The following is a 15,328-nucleotide window of genomic DNA, read 5'->3' as shown; positions in this document are numbered from 1 at the left end:
GCAAGCGCGCCGACGGCTGGCGAAGTTCCCGCACCTCGTACGCCGAGAGCGAGACTCTCGCGGGTCGCAGCCGCGTCCCTGGAGGCCCTCCGAGCCCGCTACGAACGGGTCGCGGTCGGCGTTGTCAGTGGGGCGGTCCACAATGGACCGCGTCAGATCCCGTTCATGCCCCGGCAGAGACTGTGAAGGAGCCGCAGCAGCGATGGCCCGCCGCAGCACGAAGACCCCGCCGCCCGACGACTCGTACGAGGAGAAGATCCTCGACATCGACGTCGTGGACGAAATGCAGGGCTCCTTCCTCGAGTACGCGTACTCGGTCATCTACTCGCGAGCCCTGCCGGACGCGCGCGACGGCCTCAAGCCCGTGCACCGCCGCATCGTCTACCAGATGAACGAGATGGGCCTGCGCCCCGACCGCGGCTATGTGAAGTGCGCCCGCGTCGTCGGCGAGGTCATGGGTAAGCTCCACCCGCACGGAGACGCGTCGATCTACGACGCGCTCGTGCGCCTGGCCCAGCCCTTCTCGATGCGCCTGCCGCTGGTCGACGGGCACGGCAACTTCGGCTCGCTCGGCAACGACGACCCGCCGGCCGCCATGCGTTACACCGAGTGCCGGATGGCCGACGCGACGTCACTGATGACCGAGTCGATCGACGAGAACACGGTCGACTTCACGCCGAACTACGACGGCCAGGAGCAGGAGCCCGACGTCCTCCCGGCGGCGTACCCGAATCTCCTGGTCAACGGCTCGTCCGGCATCGCCGTCGGCATGGCCACCAACATGCCGCCGCACAACCTCGGCGAGGTCATCGCCGCCGCCCGCCACCTGATCCGCTACCCGGGCGCCGACCTCGAAACGCTGATGAAGTACATCCCGGGCCCCGACCTGCCCACCGGCGGCCGGATCGTCGGACTCTCCGGGATCAGGGACGCGTACGAGTCGGGCCGCGGCACCTTCAAGATCCGCGCCACGGTGTCGGTGGACAACGTGACGGCGCGCCGCAAGGGCCTCGTCGTCACCGAACTGCCCTTCACCGTCGGCCCGGAGAAGGTGATCGCGAAGATCAAGGACCTCGTCGGCAACAAGAAGCTGCAGGGCATCGCCGATGTGAAGGACCTCACCGACCGTGCGCACGGTCTGCGCCTGGTGATCGAGATCAAGAACGGCTTCGTGCCGGAAGCGGTCCTGGAGCAGCTCTACAAGCTGACGCCGATGGAGGAGTCCTTCGGTATCAACAACGTGGCGCTGGTGGACGGCCAGCCGCTCACCCTGGGCCTCAAGGAGCTCCTGGAGGTCTACCTCGACCACCGCTTCGACGTCGTGCGCCGCCGCAGCGAGTTCCGCCGCGGCAAGAAGCGCGACCGGCTGCACCTGGTCGAGGGCCTGCTCGTCGCCCTCCTGGACATCGACGAGGTCATCCGACTCATCCGCTCCAGCGACAACTCGGCGCAGGCCAAGGAGCGCCTGATCGAGCGCTTCTCGCTGAGCGAGATCCAGACGCAGTACATCCTGGACACGCCGCTGCGCCGCCTCACCAAGTTCGACCGCATCGAGCTGGAGTCGGAGCGCGACCGGCTCAACGGCGAGATCGACGAGCTGACCGGCATCCTGGAGTCGGACGCGGAGCTGCGCAAGCTGGTCTCGGGCGAACTGGCATCGGTGGCCAAGAAGTTCGGCACCGACCGGCGTACGGTACTCCTGGAGTCCGCCGGCACCCCCGCCGCGACGGTCCCGCTCCAGGTGGCGGACGACCCGTGCCGGGTGCTGCTGTCCTCGACGGGTCTCCTCGCCCGTACGGCCAACGGCGACCCCTTCGAGGACGCCGAGGACGCCAAGCGCACCAAGCACGACGTGATCGTCTCCGCGGTGCCCGCGACAGCGCGCGGCGAGATCGGCGTGGTGATCTCTTCGGGCCGCCTGCTGCGACTGAACGTGGTCGACCTCCCGCAGCTGCCGGAGACCGCGGCGCGGCCCAACCTCTCCGGGGGCGCGCCGATTTCGGAGTTCCTGTCCTCCCTGGAGCCGGACGAGACGGTGATCTGCCTGACGACGCTCGACGAGTCGTCGCCCGGCCTGGCGCTCGGCACGGAGCAGGGTGTCGTCAAGCGCGTGGTACCCGACTACCCCTCGAACAAGGAGGAGTTGGAGGTCATCACGCTCAAGGACGGCGACCGGATCGTCGGCGCGGTCGAGCTGCGCACAGGCGAGGAGGACCTGGTCTTCATCACGGACGACGCCCAGCTGCTGCGCTACCAGGCCTCGCAGGTGCGCCCGCAGGGTCGTGCGGCGGGCGGCATGGCGGGCATCAAACTGACCGACGGCGCGAAGGTGATCTCCTTCACGGCGGTCGACCCGGCGGTGGACGCGGTGGTGTTCACGGTGGCGGGCTCGCGCGGCACGCTGGACGACTCGGTCCAGACCACGGCCAAGCTGACACCCTTCGACCAGTACCCGCGCAAGGGCCGCGCCACGGGTGGCGTGCGCTGCCAGCGGTTCCTGAAGGGCGAGGACTGCCTGTCGCTGGCCTGGGCCGGCGCGGCACCGGCACGGGCCGCGCAGAAGAACGGCACGCCCGCCGAACTGCCGGAGATGGACCCGCGCCGCGACGGCTCGGGCGTATCGCTGGCGAAGACGGTGTCGGTGGTGGCGGGCCCGGTGTAGCTCAGCCGGCCTCTTCGAGGCCTTCGGGCTCCTCGTCCTGTACGAGGCTGGCCTGCACGTAGCGGAGAACGCCCCACATGCTGTGCTCGTCGGCGTGTGGGGCGTCCTCTGTGCACGCCTCCAGTTCCTTGGTCAGAGCCGCCGTGTCGATGCCGGAGCCGATCAGGACGAGCTGGGTGAGACGCGCCTCGGCACGGCCCCAGGGCTCCGGGTAGAAGCGCAGGAACCGCCCGACGGCATGCACGGCATACCGATTGACGCTGTCCTGGACGCCGAAATCGACGTACCCCTTGATGCGGTAGAGCCCCTCGGGCCTGCTGTCGAGGAAGTCCATCAGCCGTCGGGGGCTGAGCGGCACGCCGGAGCTGAACGAGAGGGTGTCGTAGGCGGAGTGCAGATGGTCGCGGTGGTCCTGGTGATCGCCCTCCGTCTGCCGGTGCAGATCGTCGAAGGACAGCTGCCCGATGCGCTCCTCGCTCGGCCTGCAGTCGAAGAGGAGCTCGGGGTCGATACGGCCGTAGGTGGCGGGCACGACGGCGGCGCGATCGGCGAGTTCCCGGACGACGCGAAGCACCTGCTCGCCGTCCTCCGCCCGATCGACCTTGTTGACGACGACGAGATCGGCGAGAGCGAGATGCCGGTCGATCTCGGGGTGCTTCTCGCGCGTCCCGCCGAACTCGGCCGCGTCGACCACCTCGACGAGCCCGCCGTAGACGATCCGCGGATGCTCACTGGCGAGCACCATCCGCACGAGCTCCTGGGGCTCGGCGAGCCCGCTCGCCTCGATGACGATGACGTCGATACGGGTCGAGGGCTGGGCAAGCCGCCCCAGATACTCATCGAGTTCACTGGCGTCGACGGCACAGCACAGGCACCCGTTCCCCAGGGAAACGGTGGAATCCCCCAGCGCTCCCGCCACCGCCATGGCGTCGATCTCGATGGCGCCGAAGTCGTTGACGATGGCCCCGATCCGGCTGCCGCCGCTGCGGTGCAGCAGATGATTCAGCAAGGTGGTCTTGCCGGAGCCCAGGAATCCGGCGAGGAGAACGACCGGAATCTGCTTGGCCGCGCTCTGCTCGATCAGGAGTTGGTCGATCGGGATCGGCTGCGGACTGGGCTGGCTCAACGGGCGACCTCTTTCACACCAGTGCGTACGCCGGTTCGCGGACCGGCTCCCGTACGAGAGCGGCTCGCGCACCGGCACTCCTACGAGGAATCAATGCCGACCCAGGATACGAGCGGGAGGAATCGCCGCGAAGTGAACGATTGTTAGCGGCGCTCGCGGGGCACACGTTGGACATGGCGCCGGGATACGCGACCCGCACTTCCCTCCGTGCGCCTCCTCTCCGCCTCCCTGCCGATCAGAGCCGCTCGGCAAAACTGGGAGACGGCAAGCGCGCCGCCCACCGCTCGCCGGTCCGCTCCCTGTCGCCCCACATCCGACGACCGGCGGAACGGTCGCCTGATTCGGGGGTTTTGACATGGTCACACAGAATTTTGGGGTGCGGGGGTTGAGTTCCGCCGCAACGGCGGGATTCGCCTTCGCAGTCGGGGTGCTCGTGGTCCTGGCCGCTCAACAGCGACGTTTCGAGGCACTCCGCCTGCGGGTCGTACAAGTGGAGCAGGCCGACGACCGGAACGCGAGGCTCGCGGAGCAACAGCGCTTTCAGACGTACCTGCTCGACAAGGCTCTGGACGATCCGGATCTCGCCGAGGTCCTGAGCACCATCGACGAGGTGGACCCGACCCGGCGGCGTCAGTACCTCTTCGCCAACGCGATGTACACCAACATCCTTCGTGCCTACCGGGCGGGAGACGTCAACTGGGACGAGCTCCATGGCCATCTTCGAGTGATCTGCCAGAGTGCGATCTTTCGCGACTACTGGGACGCCACCCGCCACCATCGCGCGAGCCTCAAGAAGGCGTCGCAGGAGGCGCGAGTGGGCCGAATGGTGGACGCGCTCATCCGCGATCTGGACGAATCAGACACCGAGGAGTGGTGGGTCGTAGGCGAGCCGTCAGCAGAGTAGAGCTGGTGTTTGAGGAACGAACAGCCAATCGCAGTAGGCCAGTTGGCCTAACGAGGGGCGGAGGTTTAAGCGCCTAACCTGTCGGCTACATTGTCCCCGTTTTCACTGTCTAAACCTGAGGACCGGGATCAACTTGAAAATCGTGCGCCGCATCGGCGCGTCTCCCCGCGAACGAGGCAGTCTTTCGGGCGAGACGTGCCCGGACATCTTTGAGCTCAGCGACGGAAATTTCGCCGTTATCGGCACAGAGGCGACAGCGACGCTCGACGGTCAACTCCCCCACGACGCCGCGCGCGCGGACTACGAACGCATCGTGGTCATCAGCCGCGAAACACTCCTCCGCGCGAAGTCGGACATCCCTGACAGGTGAAGCGGCCGCAGGGCTGAGACAGGACACGCAGGACACGTCCGTGGTCCGTCGAGATCCATCGGTCACCCCGACCCCCTCTCCGGTCAACGACGTGCCTCCCCGGCCCGCCCCACACCTTCCCACCCGCCCCGCGCCACATCCCCAGACGCCAGAGGGCCCGAGCAACGCCGCCGCTCACCACGCACGGCGCCACTCGACAAGCTTCCCGAGGTCCGGCACCGATCGGTGCCGGACCTCTCGCGTACTAGGCCACCGTCGGCACCGCCACCGGCGCTCCCGACCCCACATACCGAGCCACCGGCCGAATGATCTTCGGGTCCTCCGCCTGTTCCAGGATGTTGGCGCTCCAGCCGACGACGCGGGCCGCGGCGAAGGTGGGGGTGAACATCTCCCGGGGCAGGCCGCAGAGTTCCATGACCACGCCGGCGTAGAACTCCACGTTCGTGTGCAGCTCGCGACCGGGCTTGAGCTCGGCCAGGATCGCTTCCACCTGGTGTTCGACCTCGACGGCGAAGTCGACCAGTGGGCCACCGAACTGTTGCGCGATACCGCGGAGCATGCGCGAACGGGGGTCTTCCGTGCGGTAGATGGGGTGACCGAAGCCCATGATGCGATCGCCGGCGAGGACACGTTCACGGATCCACGGGTCGATGCGGTCGGGGGTGCCGATCGCATCGAGGGTGTCGAGGGCTCGACTGGGAGCACCGCCGTGGAGAGGCCCCGAGAGGGCACCGACCGCGCCCACGAGGCACGCCGCCACATCCGCCCCCGTCGACGTGATCACCCGCGCCGTGAACGTTGATGCATTGAATCCGTGGTCAATAGTCGATATCAAGTATTGCTCGACGGCCCGGGCGCGCGCGGCATCCGGCTCCGAACCCGTCAACATGTACAGATAGTTGGCCGCGTATCCGAGGTCGTCACGCGGCTCCACCGGCTCCAGCCCCTGCCCGAGCCGGTACAGCGCGGTGAGCAGCGTCGGTACGGCCGCGGACGCCGCGAGGGTGTCCGCTCGACGCCGGTCGGCGTCGATGTCGTACACCGGCCGGAACGCCAATGCGGCGCCGAGCAGGGACAGCGCGGTGCGCAGTCCGGCCAGAGGTCCCGACAGCCCCGTCGCCGCCGCGATCGCGGGCAGCGCGGCCCGCACGTCGTCCGGCAGCCCGCGCAGCGCCGCGGTCTGCGCGGTGAAGGCGGCGCGCTGAGCCGCGTCGGGCAGTTCGCCATGGACCAGCAGATGCCAGACGTCCTCGAAGCCGCGGGTCTGCGCGAGTTCGACGGCCGAGTACTGCCGGTAGTGGTAGAAGCCCTCCAGCCCCCTGACGTCACCCACTTCGGTGTCGGTGACGACGACGCCCGCGAGTCCTCGCGGTACATCGACAGAGGTGGACGCGGCCCGGTTGATCGGCATGTTTCCTCCCTGGACTTGATCCGACTGTCCATGATTGACTCGATTCCTGTCAATATTGATTCAATCAATATGCCGATACATGGATACGGTGACGTCATGAGGGATCGAGAAGCGGCAGCGCCAGGGCACGAAGGGCGACGGCTCAGCACCAAGGAGACCGCCGAGCTGCTCGGCGTGAAGCCCGAGACGGTGTACGCGTATGTGAGCCGCGGCCAGCTCAGCAGCCGACGCGAACCCGGAGGGCGTGGGAGCACGTTCGACGCCAAGGAGGTGGAGGCGCTCGCGCGGCACAACAGACGGGAGACCGGCGGGAGTTCGAGCGCCGGCGGCGAACTCTCGGTCCGTACCGGCATCACCCTGATCGACAAGGACCGGTACTACTTCCGCGGCGTCGACGCGACCGAGCTGGCCGCGCGGTACTCCTACGAAGAGATCACCGAATGGCTGTGGACCGGAGAGCTGCGCCCCGGCGTCACGTTCACCGCCCCGGAGGCGTCCGTCGCCGTCGCGCGCCGCGCCGTCGACGCGCTGCCCGAGCACAGCGGCCCGACGGACCGGCTGCGCGTGGCCACGATCGCCGCGGCGACCGCCGACCCGCTGCGCTTCGACCTCTCCGAGGACGCCGTCCTCGGCACCGGACGCACCCTCATCCCCACGCTCGTCGCCGCACTGCCACCCATGAGACACGACCACCGCGACGAGGGCCCGCTGGCCCACCGCCTCTGGGCACGGCTCACCGGCCGTACGCCCGACGACGCGTCACTGAGCGTGCTGGACACGGCACTTGGGCTGCTCGTCGACCACGACCTGGCCGCCTCGACACTCGCGGTCCGGGTCGCCGCGTCGGCCCGGGCCCACCCGTACGCCGCCGTATCGGCGGGCCTCGGCGTGCTCGAAGGCCCGCTGCACGGCGCGGCCAGCGGCCTCGCGCACCGGCTGCTCCTCGACGTGCTGGACCGCGGCACGGCGGCTCCCGTGGTCGCGGACGAGCTGCGCGCCGGACGCCGCGTCCCAGGGCTCGGCCACCGGCTCTACCCCGGCGAGGATCCACGCGCGCGTGCCCTGTTCGCCCTCCTGGAGGAGGTACCCGACGCGGCGCCCGCCCTGGCGGCGGCCCACGACATCGTCACCACCACTGCCCGCCACACGCCCCTGCACGCCAACGTCGACCTGGCCCTGGCCGTCCTCACCGTCTCCTCCGGCATGCCGGCCTCCGCGGGCGAGACGGTCTTCGCCATCGCCCGTACGGCGGGCTGGATCGCCCACACCTTGGAGGAGTACGAGGAGCGCCCGCTGCGCATGCGCCCCAGCGGTCGGTACGTGGGCGCGCGCCCACCGCAGCCGCTGCCCGGCTGAGGCGGTCTGTCCGCGGGCGGCGCGGACACGGTAGGCGCTCCCCACGTAAGCGCCCACACGCCCCGTCGCGCGCCGAGTGCGCCCCAAACGCGCCCCCGTCTGCGCGGCTGGAAGTCACCCTGGCTCAAGTCAGGTTAGGCTCACCTCTGTGAGTACGTGCACGACCGCGTCGCGGCACCTCGACGAGCCCCTCGTGGGGACCGCAGCCACCGCGAGGACCTGGCTGCTGATCGAGCAGCCCGGCCCCTGGGGTGCCAAGGCGCTCACATCGAGCCACCTGGACCCCGTGCTCGGGCGCGCCCTCGAAGCGGCCGCGGAGGGCACCGGCGTACGGATCGCACTCATCCGCCGACCCGGACGGCACGCCGACTGCGGTACGCCCTCCGAGCGCCATGTGTATGCGGCCCACACCACTCCGGGAAACGCATGGCTGCACAGCGCCACAACGTCCGACCCGGAGCAGGTGCTCAACCTCGACTTCGTCGCGCTCGGCATGGGTGACCCCCATACCTTCGACGCGGCTCTCCAGGGTCGGCCCCACACAGGTGGCCCACTCGCCCTCGTCTGCACGAACGGCAAGCGCGACCGCTGCTGCGCCCTGCTCGGACGCCCCCTCGCGGGCGAGCTCGCCACCTCCGGGGTGGAGGGCACGTGGGAGGTCACCCACCTGGGCGGTCACCGCTTCTCGCCCACGGTGCTCGTCCTGCCGTTCGGATACGCGTACGGACGCGTCGAGGCCCACACGGTCAAGGAGATCCTCCAAGGCGTCCAGGAGGGGCGTGTGATCACCGAGGGCTGCCGCGGGAACTCCGCCTGGGAGCGGCCGGGCCAGGCGGCCGAGCTGGCCGTGCGTACGGCCACGGGAGAGCACGCCGCCGATGCCTTGACCGTGGTCCGCACGGATGGCGCCGCCCCGCGCTGGGAGGTCACCGTCGTCCACACCGACGGCCGTCTGTGGCGCGTCATCGTCGCGCAGGGTGCCTCGCTGCCGCCCCGCCCGGAGAGCTGCGGTTCGGCGCTCGGGTCGCCGGCCCGGATGGACGTGGTGGCGGTACGGGAGCTCACGCGGAGGGCGCTCGCCGTGCCCTGCTGACAGCGGATCCCGGACCAGGCGGCTCCCCGCTGTCCCGCCGATGCGACGCCCGCACGTCCCGCTGAGCTCCGACACGATGCCTGAGCGTCCCCCTGAGCTCTGCCACGGCTTCCACACCCGACGATCAAGAGATCCACGCCACACACCCACGGTGGAGCCCGCACGCCCCCGTACCGTCTAGGTATGAGCCCCACTCCCCCCGCACGACGACTGCGCCTCGGTCTGCCGCGGCGGGTGTTCTCGCAGGTGCTGCTGATGCAGGTGGCGATCGCCGCGGGAGTCGCCGTGCTCGCCACCGGACTGTTCCTCGCGCCGCTCAGTGCGCAGCTGGACGACCAGGCGATGCGCCGCGCACTCGCGATCGCGCAGACCACGGCGGTCCAGCCGCAGATCGCCGAGGACCTCCGGACGACGCGGCCGTCCGTGGACGGACCGGTGCAGGCCGAGGCGGAACGGATCCGGAAGGCCAGCAAGGCCGAGTACGTCGTGGTGATGAACATGAAGGGCGTGCGCTGGTCGCACACCGACCCGACGCAGATCGGCAAGAAGGTTTCGACCGACCCCAGGCAGGCCCTCGCCGGCAAGGACGTCATGCAGATCGACACCGGCACGCTGGGCCGCTCGGCCCGCGGCAAGGTGCCGCTGCGCGACACCGACGGCCGCATCGTCGGCGCGGTCTCGGTCGGCATCAAGTACGACAGTGTGCGCGCCCGGCTGATCGACGCCATCCCGGGGCTCTTCGGGTACGCGGGCGGAGCCATGGCCGTCGGTGCGCTGGCCGCGTATCTGATCTCCCGAAGGGTGCAGCGGCAGACCCGCGATCTGGCCTTCTCCGACATCTCCGCGCTGCTCGCGGAGCGCGAGGCGATGCTGCACGGCATACGGGAGGGCGTCGTCGCCCTGGACCGCGGCGGCCGCGTACGCCTCCTCAACGACGAGGCGCAACGTCTGCTGGGCCTCGACGCCGAGGCCATCGGGCAGCCGCTCGACGACGTGCTCGGTCCCGGACGTACGACCGACGTACTGGCCGGACGCGTCACCGGCACCGACCTGCTCACCGTCCGCGGCCAGCGCGTCCTGGTCGCCAACCGCATGCCCACCGACGACGGCGGCGCCGTCGCCACCCTGCGCGACCGTACGGAGCTGGAGCAGCTCGGCCGCGAACTCGACTCCACGCGCGGCCTGATCGACGCCCTGCGCGCCCAGGACCACGAGCACGCCAACCGCATGCACACGCTCCTGGGACTGCTCGAACTGGAGATGTACGACGACGCCGTGGAGTTCGTCGGAGAGGTGGTCGGCGACCACAGGGTGACCGCGGAACAGGTCACCGAGAAGATCCACGACCCGCTGCTCGCCGCCCTGCTGGTCGGCAAGGCGACCGTCGCGGCCGAGCGCGGTGTGGCCCTGTGGATCTCGGACCGGACCCTGCTGCCGGATCGGTTGATCGACCCGAGAGGACTGGTCACCGTCGTCGGGAATCTCGTCGACAACGCGCTCGATGCCGTCGCGGGCACTCCCCACGCGCGCGTGGAGGTCGAATTGCGCGCCGTGGGGCGTACCGCCGTTCTGCGGGTACGGGATACCGGCCCCGGCATCCCGGAGGAGCGGCGGGAGTTGATCTTCACCGACGGGTGGACCACCAAGAAGCCCCCGGCGCACGGAAAGCGCGGAATCGGCCTCTCCTTGGTGCGCCGGCTCGCCGAGCGGCAGGGCGGCAGCGCCCAGGTGACCGAGGCGGAGGGCGGGGGCGCGGAGTTCACGATCGTACTGCCGGAGGCGCTCACGGAGCCGGAGCTCGCACCGGAGCCCGAGGGTCCGACGACACCCGATGCGGGCCTTGGGCCGAAGCCCGAACCCCACCTCGTGCCGGGACCGTCCGTCTCCGCGGAGACCACCACCGCCGTGGACGTCACGGACGCCAAGGAGGAGTCGCGATGATCGAGGTCCTGGTCGTGGACGACGACACCCGGGTCGCGCGGGTCAACGCCGCCTACGTGGAGAAGGTTCCGGGCTTCCATGTCGCGGGCGAGGCGCACAGCGCGGCCGAGGCGCTGAGTCGAATGGAGGCGCTGCCCCACCTGGATCTGGTCCTCATGGACCACTATCTGCCGGACGAGACGGGCCTCGCGGTCGTCCAGGAGATGCGCCGGCGCGGCCACCAGACCGACGTGATCATGGTGACCGCGGCCCGAGACATCTCGACGGTCCAGGCCGCGATGCGGCAGGGCGCGCTCCAGTACCTGGTGAAGCCGTTCGCCTTCGCGGGCCTGCGCGCCAAGCTGGAGGCGTACGCGGATCTGCGCCGCACCCTCGACGGTGGCGGCGAGGCCGAACAGTCCGAGGTGGACCGGATCTTCGGCGCCCTGTCGGCGAGCGCGGAGCCGAATCTGCCCAAAGGCCACTCCCCCACGACCGCGGAGCTGGTACGCCGCGCCCTGGTGAACGCCGAGGGCCCGCTGTCCGCCCAGGAGGTCGCGGAGGAGACCGGACTGAGCCGGCAGACCGCCCAGCGCTATCTGAAGCTCCTGGAGCGCACGGGGAGGGCCAGGCTGACCCTCAAATACGGCGACGCGGGCCGCCCGGAGCATCGCTACGTCTGGGCGACCCGCGCCTGAGGGCACGGCCCACAGTGCCGGGGAAGCGACCGCACCCCACCGCGCGTTCGGCTGTCAGGGGAGTACAGCCGTACGCGCGTTAGGGGCTCAGCCGGTGGCCTTCTTCACGAGCTTCACGGACTCAGCCCGTGGTGGCGTTCTTCACGAACTCCGTGGTGTACGTCTTGCTCAGATCCACATCGGCGTTCTTGATGTTGGGGTTGAACGCCTTGAGGACCTTCTCGACGGTCTCGGGGCCGTCCTTGGGCATCACTCCGTCCTTGGTGAACATCGGCAGCGTGCTCTGGATCGCCCCGGCGTAGAGCGTCTTGCTGCCCTGGGAGTAGTCGGCGGGCATCTTGGCGGCGATGTCGGAAGCACTGTGCGTGGACATCCACTTGAGCGTCTTCACGAAGGCGTTGGCCAGCTTCTGGACCGTCTCCTTGTGGCCGTTCACCCAGTCCGTCTGCATGTAGAGGCTGGACGACGGGTACGGCCCGCCGAGCGCCTCCTGCGACCCCTGCGGCGTACGCATGTCGATGAGCACCTTGCCGAGGTTCTTCTGCATGACCGTGGCGACGGTCGGGTCCGTCGTCATGCCGCCGTCGATGGCCCCCTTCTGGAGGGCGGAAATGAACGTCGGGCCGGCGCCGACGGCGACCGGCGTGAACTCGCTGACCTTCACACCGTTCTTGACCGCCAGGTACTTCGTGAGGAAGTCGGTCGATGAGCCCAGCCCGGTGATGCCGAGCTTCTTGCCCTTGAAGTCCTTGGGCGAAGTGATGTCGTCCGCCTGCTTGTTGGAGACGATCTCCACCTCGCCAGGTGCGTGCGAGAACTGCACGACGGACTCGACCGCCTTGCCCTTGGTCTGCAGATCCAGGGTGTGGTCGTAGAAACCGACGGCTCCTTGCACCTGTCCGGAGACAAGGGCCGTCTCGGCCTGAACCCCGGCCGGCTCGCTCAGGAGTTGGACATCCAAACCCTCGTCCTGGAAGTAGCCGAGTCGCTGCGTGAGCATCGCGGGCAAGTAGATGACCTTGTCCAGGCCGCCGACCATGATCTTGACGTGTTCGCCCTTGCCGCCACCCCCATTGCTGCCGGAGTCGGCCGTCGTACTGGCCGCGTCGTTGGCGCAGGCGGTGAGCGAGGTGAGAGCGAGCAGACCGGCGGCTGCCAGTGCGGAGTATCTGGCGGTCTTGCGCATGGTGGGTCACGTCCTTGTGAGAGAAGAGAGTTGGTGCCTGCGGCGGGGGGTCAGCGGTCGGAGTCCGACGGCTTCCACCGGAAGATGCGGCTCTCGGCGAAGGTCAGCAGTCCTTCGGCCAGCAGGGCGACGACCGCGAGGATGACCATCGCGGCGTACACACCGGCCGCGTTGAAGGTGCCCTGCGACTGCGCGACGAGCAGGCCGATGCCCTTGGTGGCGCCGATGTACTCGCCGACGATGGCGCCGATGAGCGCGAAGCCGAAGCTGACGTGGAGGCTCGTGAAGATCCACGAGGTGGCGGAGGGGATGACGACCTGAAGCGTCACCCTGCGGTCGCTGGCGCCGAGGATCCGGGCGTTGGCCACCAGGTTGCGGTCGACTTCCCGGGCGCCCTGGAAGGCGTTGAAGAAGACGGGGAAGAAGACGAGCACCACGGCCGACGCGACCTTGGAGGCCGGCCCGAGCCCGAACCAGATGACGAAGATGGGCGCGAGGACGATCCGCGGTATGGAGTTGAGCACCTTGATGTATGGACCAAAGACATCGGCGAGGAAGGCGATCCGCCCCAACGCGATGCCGAACACCACACCGGCGACCACACCGATCACCCAGCCGAGCAGCGCTTCGTGGAGCGTGTACCAGATCTGCTCGCCCAGGGATCCGAGCGCGGTCCCGTGCATCACCCACGTGTAGATCTGGTCCCAGATCTTCGACGGCATGGAGAAGTTGAACGGGTCGATGACCTTGGCTCGCGAGAGCAGCTCCCACAGGCCGAGCACGGCGACCAGGAGCAGTGCGCGGGCGGCGGCGACGATGGCCTTGCGTCTGCGGGCGGCACGGGCGCGGGAGTGTGCGCGCCCCTGCTTGTCGGGCTCGGTCATCGTCAGGGCGACAACGGCCTCGGGCATGATGTCAGGCGACATGGGCCGCGCCCCTCTCACGGGTGATGCGGACCTCTTCGCCGAGGGACTCCCAGATCTCGCGGTAGATCTCGATGAACCGCGGCTCCAGGCGCACCGATTCGACCTTGCGCGGCCGCGGCAGATCGATGTCGAAGACCTGCTTCACGGTCGCGGGGCCCGCGGTCATCACGACGACCTTGTCGGCGAGCGCGATGGACTCCTCCAGGTCGTGGGTGACGAAGACGACCGAGGCGCCCGTGCCTTCCCACAGTTCGAGCAGTTCGTCCGACATCAGAGCCCTGGTCTGTACGTCGAGTGCCGAGAAGGGCTCGTCCATCAGCAGGATCTCGGGGTCGTTGACGAAGGTCGCGGCGAGGGCGACACGTTTGCGCTGGCCGCCGGAGAGCTGGTGCGGATAGCGGTCCTCGAAGGCCGCGAGCCCGACCCTGGCCAGCCACTCGCGCGCCTTCCGCTTCGCCTCGGCCTTGGGCACGCCGCGGAAGCGGGGCCCCGCCATCACATTGGACAGGACCGTACGCCAGGGGAAGGTGGCGTCCTGCTGGAAGACGAAGCCGACCTTGTCGCCCACGCCGGCGACCGGCTCACCGGCGACCAGGACGTCGCCCTCGGTGGGCTCTTCGAGACCGCTCACCAGGGTCAGCGTGGTCGACTTCCCGCAACCGGTGGGGCCTACGACGGCCACGAACTCGCCCCTGCCGATGGTCAGATCCAACTCCCTGACCGCCGTGTGCAGACCCCCTGACGGGGTCTTGAAGATCTTGCTCGCGCCCCGCAGCTCGATGGCGGGGCTGATGTCTGCGCTCATGGCCCGGGACGGTAGATGTGGCGCGGGCCACAGCATCAGTCTTCTGGGCGCATGGAGTTCTTTTGCTTGCAACAGCCTGTTGTGCTCGTTTTGCTCGCGCTACAACAGCGGAGCCGAAACACGGGCTTAACGCTCGCCAGGCCTTGAGGGAAAGAGGCCCGATGATTGACGTCCTGGTCGTGGACGACGACTTCCGCGTCGCCGAGATCAACGCCAAGTACGTGGGAAAGGTTCCCGGCTTCCGGGTGGCCGCCCGCGCGCACAGTGCTGCCCAGGCCCTGGCCGCCGTCGAGCGCGCGCCCATCGACCTGGTGCTGCTCGACCACTATCTGCCCGATCAGACGGGCCTCGAACTGGTCCACCGGATGCGCGAACGCGGCCATGGCACCGACGTCATCATGATCACCGCAGCCAGCGACGTGGTCACCGTGCAGGCGGCGATGCGCCTGGGCGCCCTGCACTATCTGGTCAAGCCGTTCACCTTCGCAGCCCTGCGCACCCGGCTCGACTCGTACGCCGCCCTGCGCCGCACCGTCGACCGGGTGGGCGGACGCGGCGTGGCGGGCCAGGAGCAGGTCGACCGGATCTTCGGCGCTCTGCGCACCGCGGCCGCGCCCTCGTCACCGGGACTGCCCAGCGGCCACTCGGAGCCGACCACGGACCTCATCTGCGACGTACTGCACCGCGCGAGCCAGCCGCTCTCGGCCCACGAAGTGGCCGCAGAGACCGGCCTCAGCCGGTCCACCGCCCAGCGGTATCTGCGCCACCTCGAACAGGCCGGACGCCTGCGGCTCTCCCTCAAGTACGGAGACACGGGGCGTCCGGAGCATCGGTACGCGTGGGTGGCGCCTTAGGCCCAGCCGTACGTGCA

The 15,328-nt window shown here is 69.2% G+C and carries 13 protein-coding genes; 8 read left to right on the top strand and 5 right to left on the bottom strand.

Going from position 1 to position 15,328, the window contains the following annotated elements:
- Nucleotides 1-202: 202 nt before the first annotated feature.
- The gene (locus tag AB5J53_RS35485; protein ID WP_369249684.1) at nucleotides 203-2,662 is read left to right on the top strand and encodes a DNA topoisomerase (ATP-hydrolyzing) subunit A; all 2,460 of its coding nucleotides are present in this window, start codon (nucleotides 203-205) and stop codon (nucleotides 2,660-2,662) included.
- Between the two features lies 1 nt (nucleotide 2,663).
- Here AB5J53_RS35485 and AB5J53_RS35480 read toward each other — a convergent pair whose 3' ends face one another.
- Entirely contained in the window at nucleotides 2,664-3,743 is a 1,080-nt protein-coding gene (locus AB5J53_RS35480) for a GTP-binding protein (RefSeq protein WP_369252656.1), read from the bottom strand.
- 421 nt (nucleotides 3,744-4,164) lie between these two features.
- Between AB5J53_RS35480 and AB5J53_RS35475 the strand changes: the two genes are divergently transcribed.
- Nucleotides 4,165-4,692, top strand: coding sequence for a DUF6082 family protein (locus tag AB5J53_RS35475; RefSeq protein ID WP_369249683.1), 528 nt, complete (start codon nucleotides 4,165-4,167; stop codon nucleotides 4,690-4,692).
- A 133-nt stretch (nucleotides 4,693-4,825) separates the two neighbouring features.
- On the top strand, nucleotides 4,826-5,062 hold the full coding sequence (locus tag AB5J53_RS35470) for a hypothetical protein (protein ID WP_369249682.1): 237 nt from the start codon (nucleotides 4,826-4,828) through the stop codon (nucleotides 5,060-5,062).
- Nucleotides 5,063-5,306: 244 nt separating this feature from the next.
- Here AB5J53_RS35470 and AB5J53_RS35465 read toward each other — a convergent pair whose 3' ends face one another.
- Nucleotides 5,307-6,473 carry a citrate synthase/methylcitrate synthase gene (locus AB5J53_RS35465; RefSeq protein WP_369249681.1) on the bottom strand — a complete coding sequence of 389 codons (1,167 nt, stop codon included), beginning with the start codon at nucleotides 6,471-6,473 and terminating at the stop codon, nucleotides 5,307-5,309.
- A gap of 96 nt (nucleotides 6,474-6,569) precedes the next feature.
- On the opposite strand from AB5J53_RS35465, the gene AB5J53_RS35460 reads away from it, so the two are divergent.
- The 4 genes from AB5J53_RS35460 to AB5J53_RS35445 all read left to right on the top strand — a co-directional run bounded on the left by AB5J53_RS35460 (nucleotide 6,570) and on the right by AB5J53_RS35445 (nucleotide 11,540).
- On the top strand, nucleotides 6,570-7,829 hold the full coding sequence (locus AB5J53_RS35460; RefSeq protein WP_369249680.1) for a citrate synthase: 1,260 nt from the start codon (nucleotides 6,570-6,572) through the stop codon (nucleotides 7,827-7,829).
- 148 nt (nucleotides 7,830-7,977) lie between these two features.
- Nucleotides 7,978-8,922 carry a sucrase ferredoxin gene (locus tag AB5J53_RS35455; RefSeq protein WP_369249679.1) on the top strand — a complete coding sequence of 315 codons (945 nt, stop codon included), beginning with the start codon at nucleotides 7,978-7,980 and terminating at the stop codon, nucleotides 8,920-8,922.
- Nucleotides 8,923-9,105: 183 nt separating this feature from the next.
- Nucleotides 9,106-10,863: an ATP-binding protein gene (locus tag AB5J53_RS35450; protein WP_369249678.1), complete on the top strand. Its 1,758-nt coding sequence runs from the start codon at nucleotides 9,106-9,108 to the stop codon at nucleotides 10,861-10,863.
- Nucleotides 10,860-11,540, top strand: a complete 681-nt coding sequence (locus AB5J53_RS35445) for a response regulator (RefSeq protein WP_369249677.1) — start codon at nucleotides 10,860-10,862, stop codon at nucleotides 11,538-11,540. Before AB5J53_RS35450 ends, AB5J53_RS35445 begins: the two co-directional genes overlap by 4 nt.
- Before the next feature lie 121 nt (nucleotides 11,541-11,661).
- On the opposite strand, the gene AB5J53_RS35440 is transcribed toward AB5J53_RS35445, so the two are convergent.
- From AB5J53_RS35440 to AB5J53_RS35430, 3 genes are read right to left on the bottom strand one after another with little or no spacing between them, the layout of a single operon-like run.
- Nucleotides 11,662-12,726: an ABC transporter substrate-binding protein gene (locus tag AB5J53_RS35440; RefSeq protein ID WP_369249676.1), complete on the bottom strand. Its 1,065-nt coding sequence runs from the start codon at nucleotides 12,724-12,726 to the stop codon at nucleotides 11,662-11,664.
- Between the two features lie 50 nt (nucleotides 12,727-12,776).
- On the bottom strand, nucleotides 12,777-13,652 hold the full coding sequence (locus AB5J53_RS35435; RefSeq protein ID WP_369249675.1) for an ABC transporter permease: 876 nt from the start codon (nucleotides 13,650-13,652) through the stop codon (nucleotides 12,777-12,779).
- Nucleotides 13,642-14,457, bottom strand: coding sequence for an ABC transporter ATP-binding protein (locus AB5J53_RS35430; protein ID WP_369249674.1), 816 nt, complete (start codon nucleotides 14,455-14,457; stop codon nucleotides 13,642-13,644). Before AB5J53_RS35430 ends, AB5J53_RS35435 begins: the two co-directional genes overlap by 11 nt.
- A 161-nt stretch (nucleotides 14,458-14,618) precedes the next feature.
- On the opposite strand from AB5J53_RS35430, the gene AB5J53_RS35425 reads away from it, so the two are divergent.
- Nucleotides 14,619-15,311 carry a response regulator gene (locus AB5J53_RS35425; RefSeq protein WP_369249673.1) on the top strand — a complete coding sequence of 231 codons (693 nt, stop codon included), beginning with the start codon at nucleotides 14,619-14,621 and terminating at the stop codon, nucleotides 15,309-15,311.
- Nucleotides 15,312-15,328: the final 17 nt, after the last annotated feature.

It is taken from the genome of Streptomyces sp. R41, assembly GCF_041053055.1.
GTDB lineage: Bacteria > Actinomycetota > Actinomycetes > Streptomycetales > Streptomycetaceae > Streptomyces.
The sequence above is the reverse complement of the archived record's forward strand: the minus strand, read 5'-3'. Positions and strand labels throughout refer to the sequence as shown.